Annotated in this window: 11 protein-coding genes and 4 pseudogenes; 8 read left to right on the top strand and 7 right to left on the bottom strand. The window is 60.2% G+C overall.

Annotated features, from left to right (window positions below):
* Positions 1 to 67: 67 nt before the first annotated feature.
* The 5 genes from ACYZTR_RS11175 (at position 68) to phnE (ACYZTR_RS11155) (ending at position 5189) form a co-directional block, all read left to right on the top strand.
* Positions 68 to 1783 (top strand): amidase, encoded by a 1716-nt coding sequence (locus tag ACYZTR_RS11175; RefSeq protein WP_461979654.1) that lies wholly within the window; start codon positions 68 to 70, stop codon positions 1781 to 1783.
* 175 nt (positions 1784 to 1958) lie between these two features.
* The gene (locus ACYZTR_RS11170; RefSeq protein ID WP_461978789.1) at positions 1959 to 2810 is read left to right on the top strand and encodes a putative selenate ABC transporter substrate-binding protein; all 852 of its coding nucleotides are present in this window, start codon (positions 1959 to 1961) and stop codon (positions 2808 to 2810) included.
* On the top strand, positions 2807 to 3604 hold the full coding sequence (locus ACYZTR_RS11165) for a phosphonate ABC transporter ATP-binding protein (protein WP_461978787.1): 798 nt from the start codon (positions 2807 to 2809) through the stop codon (positions 3602 to 3604). Before ACYZTR_RS11170 ends, ACYZTR_RS11165 begins: the two co-directional genes overlap by 4 nt.
* The gene (gene phnE, locus ACYZTR_RS11160; protein WP_461978785.1) at positions 3598 to 4425 is read left to right on the top strand and encodes a phosphonate ABC transporter, permease protein PhnE; all 828 of its coding nucleotides are present in this window, start codon (positions 3598 to 3600) and stop codon (positions 4423 to 4425) included. Before ACYZTR_RS11165 ends, phnE (ACYZTR_RS11160) begins: the two co-directional genes overlap by 7 nt.
* Entirely contained in the window at positions 4422 to 5189 is a 768-nt protein-coding gene (gene phnE, locus ACYZTR_RS11155) for a phosphonate ABC transporter, permease protein PhnE (protein ID WP_461978783.1), read from the top strand. The genes phnE (ACYZTR_RS11160) and phnE (ACYZTR_RS11155) overlap by 4 nt, the downstream gene beginning before the upstream one ends.
* 840 nt (positions 5190 to 6029) lie before the next feature.
* On the opposite strand, the gene ACYZTR_RS11150 is transcribed toward phnE (ACYZTR_RS11155), so the two are convergent.
* Together ACYZTR_RS11150 and ACYZTR_RS11145 are read right to left on the bottom strand one after the other, a co-directional pair.
* A complete protein-coding gene (locus tag ACYZTR_RS11150; RefSeq protein ID WP_461978781.1) occupies positions 6030 to 7157 on the bottom strand; it encodes a sterol desaturase family protein in 1128 nt (375 codons plus the stop codon).
* An 86-nt stretch (positions 7158 to 7243) separates the two neighbouring features.
* On the bottom strand, positions 7244 to 7633 hold the full coding sequence (locus ACYZTR_RS11145) for a c-type cytochrome (protein WP_461978779.1): 390 nt from the start codon (positions 7631 to 7633) through the stop codon (positions 7244 to 7246).
* 109 nt (positions 7634 to 7742) lie between these two features.
* Here ACYZTR_RS11145 and ACYZTR_RS11140 point away from each other — a divergent pair.
* A pseudogene (locus ACYZTR_RS11140) lies at positions 7743 to 7880 on the top strand (DUF7693 family protein); the annotation flags it as partial.
* Here the strand turns inward: ACYZTR_RS11140 and ACYZTR_RS11135 are convergent.
* The 3 genes and pseudogenes from ACYZTR_RS11135 to ACYZTR_RS11125 form a co-directional block, all read right to left on the bottom strand.
* Positions 7855 to 7989 (bottom strand): annotated as a pseudogene (locus ACYZTR_RS11135) (glucarate dehydratase); the annotation flags it as partial. The pseudogenes ACYZTR_RS11140 and ACYZTR_RS11135 overlap by 26 nt on opposite strands.
* A 157-nt stretch (positions 7990 to 8146) precedes the next feature.
* The gene (locus tag ACYZTR_RS11130) at positions 8147 to 8605 is read right to left on the bottom strand and encodes a GNAT family N-acetyltransferase (protein WP_461978777.1); all 459 of its coding nucleotides are present in this window, start codon (positions 8603 to 8605) and stop codon (positions 8147 to 8149) included.
* Positions 8606 to 8679: 74 nt separating this feature from the next.
* Positions 8680 to 9099, bottom strand: a pseudogene (locus ACYZTR_RS11125) (cytosine permease); the annotation flags it as partial.
* Positions 9100 to 9252: 153 nt separating this feature from the next.
* On the opposite strand from ACYZTR_RS11125, the pseudogene ACYZTR_RS11120 reads away from it, so the two are divergent.
* Positions 9253 to 9986 (top strand): annotated as a pseudogene (locus ACYZTR_RS11120) (LysR family transcriptional regulator); the annotation flags it as partial.
* On the opposite strand, the gene ACYZTR_RS11115 reads toward ACYZTR_RS11120, so the two are convergent.
* Positions 9983 to 10516, bottom strand: a complete 534-nt coding sequence (locus ACYZTR_RS11115; protein WP_461978775.1) for a cysteine hydrolase family protein — start codon at positions 10514 to 10516, stop codon at positions 9983 to 9985. The pseudogene ACYZTR_RS11120 and the gene ACYZTR_RS11115 sit on opposite strands and share 4 nt — an antisense overlap.
* A gap of 69 nt (positions 10517 to 10585) precedes the next feature.
* A complete protein-coding gene (ggt, locus tag ACYZTR_RS11110; RefSeq protein ID WP_461978773.1) occupies positions 10586 to 12313 on the bottom strand; it encodes a gamma-glutamyltransferase in 1728 nt (575 codons plus the stop codon).
* A 148-nt stretch (positions 12314 to 12461) separates the two neighbouring features.
* Between ggt and ACYZTR_RS11105 the strand changes: the two genes are divergently transcribed.
* Complete coding sequence (locus ACYZTR_RS11105; protein WP_461978771.1) at positions 12462 to 12977, top strand: methylated-DNA--[protein]-cysteine S-methyltransferase; 516 nt, start codon at positions 12462 to 12464, stop codon at positions 12975 to 12977.
* The last annotated feature ends 5 nt before the right edge of the window (positions 12978 to 12982 follow it).

Here is a 12982-nt window from a genome sequence, read left to right as displayed (position 1 = left end):
AACACCGATGAATACCCATTTTGAGATAAGTGATGTCCCTGAACCCAACGCCGCCGGTGGTAACAGCATGATCGAGGTCACCGAGGTTTCCATTGCCGAGCTGCGTGCCGCGCTCGAGTCTGGCCGAACCACAGCGGTTGAGCTTGTCCAGGCCTACCTCGCCAGGATCGACGCCTACGACGGACCCGACACGTCCACCGCCCTCAACGCGGTGGTGGTTCGAAACACCGAGGCGCTCACCGAGGCGCAGGCGTCCGATGCCCGTCGGGCCAAAGGCGAGACGCTGGGTCCACTCGATGGCATTCCCTACACGGCCAAGGACAGTTATCTGGTCAAGGGGCTCACCGCCGCCTCTGGAAGTCCCGCGTTCGCGAACCTGACTGCTTATCGCGATGCGTTCACGATCGAGCGACTTCGCGCCGCTGGTGCGATCTGCCTGGGCAAGACCAATATGCCGCCCATGGCAAACGGCGGCATGCAGCGCGGGGTCTACGGCCGTGCGCAGAGCCCGTACAACGGTGACTATCTCACCGCTCCTTTCGCATCGGGCTCATCAAACGGCGCCGGTACTGCCACCGCCGCCAGTTTTGCGGCATTCGGCCTCGCTGAAGAAACCTGGTCGAGCGGACGCGGTCCTGCCTCGAACAATGGTTTGTGCGCCTATACGCCTTCGCGCGGGGTGATCTCGGTGCGCGGGAACTGGCCGTTGACGCCGACGATGGACGTTGTCGTGCCGTACGCCAGATCCATGGCCGACCTCCTCGAGGTGCTCGACGTGGTGGTGGCGGATGATCCCGACACTCGGGGCGACCTGTGGCGGATGCAACCCTGGGTGCCGATTCCGAGCGTTGCCTCGGTGCGTCCCGCCTCCTATGGGTCGCTTGCCGCGAATACTGATGCGCTCGCCGGAAAGCGATTTGGCGTTCCCCGCATGTACATCAACGCGGATCCCGAAGCGGGGACAGGCGATGCGCCTGGCATCGGTGGTCCGACGGGGCAGCAAATCATCACCCGTCCTTCCGTGATCGGGCTCTGGGAAGCCGCTCGCCAGGCACTCGAAGCTGCCGGTGCGGAAGTGGTCGAAGTCGATTTCCCGTTGGTCTCCAATTGCGAAGGTGATCGTCCTGGTGCGCCGACGGTGTTTACGCGGGGCCTGGTGTCCAAAGAGTTCCTTCATCATGAGCTGTGGGACCTGTCGGCCTGGGCGTTCGATGATTTTCTGCGAGCCAATAGCGATCCCACGTTGAACCGTCTGGCCGATGTCGATGGACCGCTGATTTTCCCGCACGACCCCGGGACGCTCCCCAACCGGGAGGACGACCTTGCCGCAGGTATGGACGAATATGTGAGGATGGCCGAGCGCGGCATCACACCGTGGGACCAGATCACCACATTGCCTGACGGGCTGCGCGGACTTGAACAGACGCGTCGAATCGATCTTGAAGACTGGATGGATCGGCTGGCGCTTGATGCGGTGGTATTCCCGACAGTAGCCGACGTGGGGCCGGCGAATGCCGATGTCGATCCGAAGTCTGCGGATATCGCGTGGAGTAACGGCGTATGGGTCGCCAATGGCAATCTCGCCATCCGGCACCTCGGCGTTCCCACAGTCACTGTGCCAATGGGCATCATGCCGGACATCGGCATGCCCGTCGGGCTGACCTTTGCCGGTCGTGCCTATGACGATTCGACGCTGCTTCGCTTGGCGTCGGCGTTCGAGTCGATTGGGACAAAACGATTGATCCCGCCTCGCACCCCTCCATTGCCGGTTGGCAAAAAATAGAAGTGGCGGGATTGGGGCATTACACGCTTCAATCCCGCCCACTAACGGCAAAGCAGGCCAACGACGCAGGATCACATATATTCGCTGCGTTTCGTCTACCCTCGCAAACGCCATTCAGCAATCAGCGTGTGCCTAGCGCAGCGACATTTTTGCGCTAATGAAACGGAGAACTTACATGCTCAAGCGTAACCTGGCATTGGCCATCGGCTTAACCCTGTCTTTTTGTACCCTGCTGGCGCAGGCCGCCGACACCTTGAAAGTCAGCGCGATTCCCGATGAAGCCCCGACCGAACTGCTCCGCAAGTTCAAGCCCCTTGGCGCTTATCTGGAACAACAAACAGGCATGAAAGTCGAGTTCGTGCCTGTGAGCGACTATCCGGCCGTGGTCGAGGCGCTGGCCACTGACAGAATCGATATGGCCTGGCTGGGCGGCTTCACGTTCGTGCAGGCACGCCTGAAAACCGGCAATGCCATTGCGCTGGTACAGCGCGAACAGGACGCCCAGTTCACCAGCAAGTTCATCACTGCCGACCCAGCCATCAAGTCCCTCGCCGATCTCAAGGGCAAGACCTTCGCCTTCGGCTCGGTGTCATCCACGTCGGGCAGTCTCATGCCGCGCTATTTCATGCTGAAGGACGGCATCAAGCCCGAAACGTACTTTAGCCGCGTGGGTTACTCCGGTGCCCATGACGCCACCGTCGCCTGGGTCCAGGCCGGTAAGGTAGACGCCGGGGTACTGAACGCCAGCGTGTGGGAAAAACTGGTCGCCGCCGGCAAGGTCGATACCACCAAGGTCAAAGTATTTGCTACCACTCCGACCTATTACGACTACAACTGGACGGTGCGCGGGACGCTCGACCCGGCGCTGGCGGCCAAGATAAAGGCCGCCTTTCTTGCGCTCGATCCGGCGAACCCGAAGGACAAGGAGATTCTGGACCTGCAGGCCGCCAGCCGCTTCATCGAAACCAAGCCTGAAAACTACAAGGGTATCGAGGAAGCCGCACGCGCCTCCGACCTGCTCAAATGACATTGCATCTGACCCAGGTCAGCCTTACCCACGCCAACGGCGTCCAGGCGCTGCGTGGCGTGGACCTGCACATCGGTGCAAGCGAACAGGTCGCCATCATCGGCCCGTCCGGCGCGGGTAAGTCGAGCCTGCTCAACCTGCTGGCCACCGCCCTGCGACCGGACAACGGCGAGCTGCAGGTGCTCGGCGAGCAAGCCTGGCAGCTTTCTGCCCGTTCGCGTCAGCGTCTGCGCGCTCGCATCGGTCTGATACATCAGTCGCCCCCTCTGCCACCGCGCCTGCGCGTGGTCACTGCGGTTCTGGCCGGAAAGCTTGGCCAGTGGGGTCTGGGCAAGAGCCTGCTGAACCTGCTGCATCCATTGGATATTCCGGGCGTACGCGCGGCGTTGGCGAGGCTGGACCTGAGTGACAAGTTGTTCGCGCAATGCCAGCAGCTGTCCGGTGGACAGCTACAGCGCGTAGGCATTGCCCGCGTGTTATATCAAGCGCCCGAGGTGTTGTTGGCCGATGAGCCGGTGTCGGCCATGGACCCGGTGCTCGCCGAGCACACGCTTTCGGTGCTCTGCCACCATGCCCGGGAGCACAACGTCACCCTGGTCGCCAGCCTGCACGCGGTGGAACTGGCCCTGGTGCATTTTTCGCGCATCATCGGCCTGCGTGATGGACAGATCCTGTTCGACCTGCCGGCCGGCGTTGTCGACCGCGAGCTGCTCGACAAGCTCTACGCCAACGAACAGCTGCAAGCCTCGCCGGTTCCTCCGGCACCCATGAGTGTGCAGATTCCCCGATGCTGACGCGCGATACCCGAGACCCCGCCACCCGCCCCCGCCTGCTGCTCATTCTGCTGGCCCTTGCCCTGCTGTGGCCTGGCATCCACTACAGCGAGTTGGACCTGAGCGTACTGGTAGCCAGTGACAGTCAGAGCGATATTGGCAAATTTGTCTCAGCCTTTTGGCCACCGGCTCATGGCGAGGAATTCATTGAGCTGTTGTTGCAAGCCACCCTGCAGACCCTGGCCATCGCCACAGCCGGCATGGCCCTGGCGTTGCTCTTGGCAGTCCCCGCCAGCCTGCTGGCCAGCCGGGCGCTGTCACTGTCTGCTGCCTCCCGTGCCGGCCATCCGAGCTATTGGGGCCAGCTGCTGCGTTGGCCGGTACGCGGTTTACTGATCTTCCTGCGCAGCGTGCCGGAAATCGTCTGGGCCTTGCTGTTCGTGCGCGCCGTTGGCCTCGGCCCGACTGCCGGGGTACTGGCGATTGCCATCACCTACAGCGGCATGCTGGGCAAGGTCTACGCTGAAATTTTCGAGTCGGTCGATCAGCGCCCGGCCCACGCGTTGCTGCAGGCCGGCAGTAGTCGGCTCGCGGCCTTTTGCTACGGGATCTTACCCAATGTCGCTGCGGAGCTGCTGTCGTACACGGTGTACCGCTGGGAATGCGCCATCCGCGCCTCGGTGGTGATGGGCTTCGTCGGCGCCGGCGGTCTGGGCCAGCAAATGGATTTGTCGCTGCGCATGTTTGCCGGCGGTGAAGTGGCCAGTCTGTTATTGACCTTCCTGGTCCTGGTGCTGCTCGCCGATCAACTCAGCCGCCTGCTGCGCTGGAGACTGGCGTGAATCGCCTGTTCAACCTGGTACTGGTCCTGTGCATCGGCGCAGCGGTCGCCGCGTCGTTCACCTATCTGGGCATCGACCTCACCGAATTGGGTGACACCGGCAATTTGAACCAGATGGGTGCCTATGCGCAGCGTTTTCTCAGCCCGGACCTGAGCACGGCGCATCTGCGAGCCATCGGCCTTGGCGCCCTGGAAACCATCGCCATGTCCGCCCTTGGCACCCTGCTCGCGGCGGTGCTCGGTCTGCTATTGGCATTACCCGCGGCCGGGCGATTCGGCTGGCCGCTGCAGAGCGCGTCGCGCCTTGTGCTCAACGCCCTGCGCGCGATTCCGGAACTGGTGTGGGCCGCGTTGATGGTCCTTGCCGCCGGGCTTGGCCCGAATGCCGGTACCCTGGCATTAGCCCTGCACACCACCGGCGTGCTCGGCCGCCTGTTCGCCGAAGCGCTGGAAAACACCCCACCCGAACCGGCCGAAGCTATCCGCCTGCAGGGCGCCAATGCCGTGTGGGCTTTCTGGTACGGCACACTGCCCAATCTATTGCCACAGCTACTGGCCTACATCCTGTACCGCTGGGAGAACAACATCCGCATGGCCAGCGTGCTCGGCTTCGTCGGCGCAGGTGGTTTGGGGCAGATGCTCTATGTCAGCCTCAGCCTGTTCCAGGAAGCTCAAGCCAGCACTATTATTCTGGCCATGCTGTTACTGGTATTGGCCGTCGATTCGCTGAGCAGCTGGAGCCGCCAACGCTGGGTCAAAGCCTAATGCTGTTTCACTTAAGGTTGGGGTACATATCCGTTTCTGCGGTGATGGCTGGTGGCGGTTTCGCTTTTACAGCGAGTCACTTTGAAAAGCCCAAAGTCACCAAAGGCTTTTACCCCGCCATTCGGCGCCATCGGCCATCCATGGCCGGGGGCGGCTACCACTGCATCCTTGCCGCGGTGCCCCCTGCGCAACGCCTGAGTTCGGCCTCTGGGAAAGGGGCGGCAGATCTGAAGCCAAAGCAACGGCAACGGCAACGGCAACGGCAACGGCAACGGCAACGGCAACGGCAAGATCAACAGCTTCGCGAGCAAGCTCGCTCCCACATAAAGCAGATCGGCGTACACCTGCTGTTCACCACTCAACAGGCCGAGCGTTAGCTCGCCTGCAGCTCTTGATCTTGATGCACCACCCCCTCGAGAGGCCGAGCGCAGGTTCTGCGCAGTGGGCAACCCGGCATGGATGCCGGGTTAGCCGCCCCCGGCCATGGATGGCCGATGGCGGCGGGCCCACGGAGCAGGACCGGAGCGAGGGCATGCCGAGCACTAGCGAGGCACCGAACGTCAGGGGCAAGAGCCCTTGGTTACTTGGGGCTGTTCCAAGTGACTCGCTGTAAAAGCGAAACCAATAGCGGCCATTACCACAGAAACGGATATGCACACGATCAACAAAAGGAAGGTCGGCCGCCTCGCTCTTGATCCACCGCCCCGCCGCTACGCATGTGTGTCCTGGAAACACCGAGCTTAAGGTGATGGAGATCTTCTGATGAGCCCGCAAGAGCATTTCGAGCAATGTGTGGGTTTATTCAAGGCGTATGTGGGTGATCACCGACCGGCCGGCACCCTAATCGGCGTGACGGGCCTGGCGTTCGCGCACTCGCTGATTGAAATCCGCACGGTGGCACACACGGGCTGATGTTTCCGTCGCCTGCGGCACCGTGTTCAATCTTTCGGAGAGACGCGACGCCCATTCCATGGCGCGTCTGGTGGGAATCTTGCGGGCTATGTCCACAAAGGGGGTGACGATCAGGCTATAGAGCGTCAGGTAACGGTCGTGATCCTGTTCGCCGGTGCCGAACTGAATGGGCTCGGGCGTCGAGTGTGTGACGTAGAGCGTACCGAACATCCAGTCCCAGAGTGACAGGTTGGTACCGAAGTTCTTGTTCCAGTGTCGGGGCGCGTCACTGTGGTGAATCTGGTGTTGCGCGGGGCTGTTCAGCACATGCTCGACCACAGGCCCAAATGAGAGCCAGACATGGCTGTGACGCAGGTTGGCCGCCAATGCATTGAGGATGAAAACCATATAGGTCACGCCGAACAAGGTATACCGGCTGATCTCCCCGCCACAGGCGTACCAAAAGACCCCGGCATAGGCGCCGAGGCAGACAGTGTCTATCAGTTTTTCGACAATTTTTTCCACAAAGTGAATTCGGCTTGCCGTCGCCGGTACCAGGACGGGCGCGGAATGATGGACGTTGTGGAACGCCCACAGATACCGGGAATGAAAGGCGCGGTGTGCCCAGTAATGGATGAAGTCTTGCACCAGAAACACGCCCAGCCCGTAGAGCAAGGAGAGTGAGAGGTTCTCCCCCACCTGCACGCGCGCGCCCCAAAGATGGGTAAAAAACGAGATGTAGTCGCCGGAGCGCAGGACGTACGGGTCAACCAGGCCAACAATGGGCAGCACCAGCGCGACTTTCAGGATGCCCCGCACGAAGTAGTACCGGTAATCCAGCAACGCCGAGCGATGAAAATGAACCCGGCGTCCGCCGATGAACTGCCCGAAAGAACGTGCGTCGGTCAACCCGCGAGACTGTCTGAATCGGTAAAGGCTGTAGGCGATGCTGTAGGACAAGCAGAGAAACACGATGCCGAAGCGGCCGTTCAGATCGAAAATGCTAAAAAACTGGTCCGTGACAGGCCCGATCACCCACTTGATCAGGTAGTCATATAGAAGCGCGAAAACACCCATGAACGGCTGCCCTCCGTCAAAGGGGCGGTAGTGTAAATCAGATTGGCACCACCGCGTGTTCCGCGCCTGACGAATGTCGTAAAGTCCTACTGCTGCTGAAACGTCTGAAGGTACGCCAACAGATTTTCGATCTTTTGCGAATCGCTGAGCCCCCAGAAAATCATGCGCGTGCCGGGTACCACTGCTTTGGGATCTTCGAGGTACGCGGTCAGCGTTTCGCGGGTCCAGACGATGCCGGCTGATTTCATCGCGTCGGAATATTGGTAGTCGGTCGTGCTGCCGCAATGGCGCCCAAAAATGCCATTGAGCTCAGGACCGAAAGAACCCCGTGCCGACTCCCCGACTTGATGGCAGCCACCGCATATCCGCTTGAACAGTGTCGCACCCGCTTCAGCATCGCCGGCCGCATGTGCTTGCGTGCTGAACAGCCCCGTACTGAGTATCAAGGCGAAGGTGAGTACGGCGGCTTTCTTCATGTAGGGTTCCAGATCAGTGGGTGTCCAGAGCAGAAGCTCGCGGAGATTTCACCATGATCGTCTATCCTGTGCACCCCGTTTCTACGCCACGAACTCACTGGAGACACACGTGCCGCCTCTGACCGCCCGCGAGGTTTACCAGCCACTGCGCGACGCCGCGATAGGCATCTGCCCTTTGCTGCGCCTCGACGAACAATCCGAGCCCGGCCAGTTACAAGTCGATATCGAGGGCTGGCGCCTGACCATTCCGGCTTGTAACGCTGCATCTGTTTCACGTCATCGCGCTGACGAATGCCGCAGGTGAGGTATTGGTCATGCAGCTTGCCCAGTTGATCGTGGTCCAGCTCCAGACCCAGGAATGCATGGACACGCCAAGGCCAAAGGTGACGCACATTTTGGCCAGCGCCTGTGTGTGTGTGTGTGTGTGTGTGTATCACCCAGCAGTTCAGCCATGCGAATCGAAGTTTCCTGTGACCAGTTGCCGTGGAGCTGATGTAACCGGCAGCGGTTGGCTCAGCCTTGCTTCAAATCGAGGCAGTAGGTGTAGTAACCCGTATCGCGCACATAGCCCAAGGATTCATACAACCGTTGCGCACTGAAATTGTCCGTGGCCGTTTCCAGCACCATGCCTTTGGCACCGGTCAACGCCGCAAAGGCTCGCGCGGTGTTCATCAGCAACGTTCCTACCCCTTGCCCTCGGGCGGCGGGGGTTGTGAAGAGGTCGCTGAGCAGCCATGTGCGGTGTGCGTCGATGGAGGAAAACGTCGGGTACAACTGGACGAAACCCAGCGCTTCGCCGCTGGGGGCCTGGACGTAGAAAATCGCGGATTCATCCCGGGCGATACGCTCGGCGATGAACGCGCGAGACTGCGGCAGGTTCGACGGCTGGCCGTAGAAGCCTCGATAGGCGTCGAAGAGGCTGGCGATTTTATCAATGTGGGTTGCGTCGCCGCGTAGGGCCTGGATATCCATGGTTGTCGTCTCCGTACGAAAGCTGTCGAAAGTGCCTGGGGCTGATCAGCCTGAAAGGCTAGCACCGCATATTCGACCTGTTCAAGACCGTTCATGATCAACGAGATGTTCACCACGTTGAAACCGACGAACACAAACATCGTCGCCATCAAGGCCAGAATCACCCCGCGATAACCAAACTGCGCACGCGACTGGATCATCTACGGCAGACCCATTTCGGGCCCCTGCGAGCCATGAAACGCCATGAAAATGGTCCCGAACATAATGCCCAGCGCGCCGGCCAGCACAGTCCACAGCGCTGACAAGCCGAGGCTTGGGCCGACAAAACCGATGGAGATGGTGAAGAAGTGAAAGTTGCCTAGAAACCAGAAAGGGCCCTGGCTGCTGAGCTTGGCGTGACGTTCGTTTTGCGGAATGTAAACGATCGAGTGGCCTTCGATGGCCAACCCCCCACTCGCCTCGACGGCGTGCGCAGAATGAGGAGACCCTGACATACGAATATTCCTATGCTGGTGATTGTTGTTTTTATGGGCAATGCGCCGGTTTCATTGCAATGTAGGGCGTTGATCAGGGCTATGAAATATCGCAGGCAAACTGTTTACTTAGACCCACGTCTCTGTGAGTGAGTATCGGGAGCACGCATGCAGGGAACTGGGCGCGGCGGATTTTCGGTGACGCCCAAGGGCAGCCAGTTTGTCGAGGCGGCCCGCCGGTTACTGGCGGCTGCCGAGGGGTTCCGGGTTGAAGTCCAGCACATCAATCGCAAGGTGTCGGGCAACATCAACATCGGCCTGCTCGGTCAAATCGACCCGGTGGCCAACAAGAAAATAGCCCTGGCCATTGCGCGTTTACGGTCCCGGCATGAGGGGCTGTATTTCCACTTCACGGAGCTGTCGTCATCGCTACTGGAAGAGAAAATCATCAACGGCCATATCGATCTGGCGATCGGCTATTTCTGGCACCGTCTGCCCAACATTGATTACTTTGGGCTATTCCAGGAAACCCAGATCGCCTATTGCGCCCCCACTCACCCGCTGTTTGAACACGTGGGCGCGCTGACCGGGATGACGTCAGCGATTACGACTGGGTGTGGCCCAGCCACCCCTTGCCGGAAATGCCGGCACCCACTTCGATCGAGCGCCTGACCGTGCTCACGGACAGCATGGACGGCGCCGCCCTGCTCATTCTGTCGGGCCAGCATTTGGGTTTTCTGCCGCAGCATTATGCGGCGAAGCATGAACAGTTGGGGCAGTTACATCCGCTGAATCCTGAGCTGCTGCGCTATGAGGTCGGCTTTCATGCGGCGGTCAGGCATTCGGCGCGCCAGCGTGATGTGGTGAGCGCCTTTCTAACGGAGTTGATCGACATCTTCGGCATCTAAATGCGGACTTCGCTGGTCGGGGTAACGTCGATTCGGGCCACGGGCCCCGTCAAGTGCGCCAGGTCTGCGTTGTGCTCAGCAATGATGTCCTGAGCGGCAAGGTTGCCGTTGTCGACGGTGGAATGCGCGTCGGCGGCGAGCACCACGTCATAACCAAGCTTCAGGGCCTGGCGGACGGTGGCGTTGACGCAATAGTCGGTTTGCAGGCCGCAGATGATCAGGCGGTCAGTGCCCTGGTCTTGCAATAATGATTGCAAGTGGGTTTGGTAGAACGAATCTCGAGTGGTTTTGCGCAGGCGCAGGTCCAGTGGCGAAGTCACCAGGCTGTCTGCCAGTTGCCAACCTTCGGAGTCGTGTTGCAGCAGCCCCCCCTTTTCTTCGTGCTGGATCAGGATCACCGGGATCCCCTTTGCTCTGGCTTTGACACTCAGGCTGTTGATGTTCTCGATGACGCGCGTGATGTCGAAGCATTCGTACTCGCCGGTGCACAGGGCGTGTTGGACGTCGATGATCAGCAATGCAGTGGCCATGGGTTCCTTCCTGCTAAGTCGGTGGATTAGGGGACGGAAACTAGATCCGTCCCCTTTAAAACACAACCCTCAATAACCGAGCGACAACCCGGTATTACGACGTGGGTCGTTCGCCCCATAGACGCGGTTTTTGCCCACTGGTTTGCCTTCCAGCGAAGGCGCGCCGACCAGAATCGCCGCCACATGGTTGGCATCCTGTGGCCCGGCAAACTTGTGCCCCCAACTTTCGAGCATCTTCACCGTATCGGGACTGGTGGTGAAGGTTTCCAGGTTGGTCTCTTCCGGCAACCACTGCTGGTGGAAACGGGGTGCATCGACCGCTTCCTGAATGTTCATGCCGTAGTCGATCACGTTGAGGATGGTCAGCAAGGTCGCGGTGATGATGCGGCTGCCGCCGGGGGTGCCGACGACCATCACGACTTTGCCGTCCTTGGTGACGATGGTCGGGCTCATGGACGACAGCGGTGCCTTGCCGGGAGCGATGACATTGGCCTCCCCCTGAACCAGGCCGTACATGTTCGGTACACCGATTTTCGAGGTGAAGTCGTCCATTTCATCGTTGAGGATGACCCCGGTTTTGCTGGCCATGACGCCAGCGCCGAACCAGTCATTCAGGGTGTAAGTCACCGAGACCGCGTTGCCCCACTTGTCGACGATGGAGTAATGGGTGGTGTTGCTGCCTTCGTGCGGTGCTACGCCGGGTTTGATCTCGCGGGACACGCCGGCCTTCTGCGAGTCGATGGCGGCGCGGATTTTGGTCGCGTAGTTTTTATCCAGCAAATGGGCGATCGGGTTTTTCACGAAATCCGGGTCGCCAAGGTAGCTGTTGCGGTCGACGTAGGCGTGGCGCATCGCTTCGATCTGATAGTGCATGCCCTGGGCCGAGTGATAGCCCAGGTCTTTCATCGGATAGCCTTCGAGAATGTTCATGATCTCGCAGATCACCACGCCACCGGAGCTTGGCGGTGGGGCCGAGACGACGTGGTAGCCGCGGTAATCGCACTCGATCGGGGCCAGTTCACGGGTCTTGTATGTGTCGAGGTCGGCCTGGGTGATGATGCCCTTGTTGGCCTGACTGGAGGTGACGATGGCGTCTGCCACCCAACCTTTATAGAAACCGTCGGCACCCTTCTCGGAAATTTCCCGCAGGGTTTTGCCAAGGTCTTTTTGCACCAGTGTCTGGCCAACCTGCATCGGCTCGCCGTTGCTCAGGAAGATCGAGCCGGAATCGCGCATGTCCTTTTTGAAGACGTCGGTGGCGTATTCCAGCAAATCCACATCGCCCTGCTCCAGCACAAAACCGTCTTCGGCGAGCTTGATGGCCGGGGCGATGACTTCTGTGCGGGGTTTGGTGCCGTATTTCGACAGCGCCAGTTCCATCCCGGACACGGTGCCCGGCACGCCGACCGCCAGATGGCCACGGGTGCTCAGGTCAGGGACGACGTTGCCCTCCTTGTCGAGGTACATGTCTGCGGTGGCGGCCAGCGGTGCTTTTTCGCGGAAGTCGAGGAAGGTCTTGCGCCCGTCCGCCAGCTGAATGGTCATGAAACCGCCGCCGCCCAGGTTGCCCGCCGCGGGATAAACCACCGCCAGCGCGTAACCGACCGCCACTGCGGCATCGACGGCATTGCCACCGTTCTTGAGCACATCGACGCCCACATGACTGGCCAGATGCTGCGCGGTGACAACCATGCCGTTTTCGGCCGCGACCGGCGCCACGGAGGCCGCGTAAGCACTGAGGCAGCTGAGCACCAATGAGGTCGCAATCAGCGATTTGGCAAAAGGTTCGAACTTCATGAGTCAGTCTCTTTTTGTTTTTAGGCTCTGTACAAAAACAGAGGGGGGGCTTCAAGAGCAAAAGCAAGTATGGCTGGGATTGCGTATTGCGCCTCCCCGTCGAGGCAGTATGCTTGCCTCTTGTTGACAGTTTTCGGAGTTCGCCGGCATGAGTTATACCTTCACTACCCTGGCGTCCCCGGTCGGAGAGCTGAAGCTGGTCGCGAACGGTTCAAGACTGGCGGCCATCCTCTGGGAAAACGACAAACCGAACCGCGTACGGCTAGGGCCGATGAGTGAGGCGGCGGACAATCCGATCCTGGTGCGCGCCGTTCAACAGTTGCAGGAGTACTTTGCCGGCACCCGCGATCGTTTCGAACTGGATCTGGAGTTTGCCGGGACGGACTTTCAGAAGAAGGTGTGGCAGGCGTTGCTGACCATTCCGTTTGGTGCGACACGCAGCTATAGCGAGATCGCCCGGCAGATCGGTAATCCCAGTGCGGTTCGGGCGGTTGGAGCCGCGAATGGCAAGAATCCGATTTCGATTGTGGCGCCGTGTCATCGGGTGATTGGCGCTTCGGGGAAGTTGACCGGGTTTGCCGGAGGGCTTGAAGCAAAGGAGCGGCTGCTGATGCTTGAAGGTGGCGAGTGGTCAGGCCTCAGCAGGACGGGGGAATTGTTTTGATTTAA

The organism is Pseudomonas sp. Hz4 (genome assembly GCF_054898165.1).
This window is presented reverse-complemented; position numbering and strand designations above follow the sequence as displayed.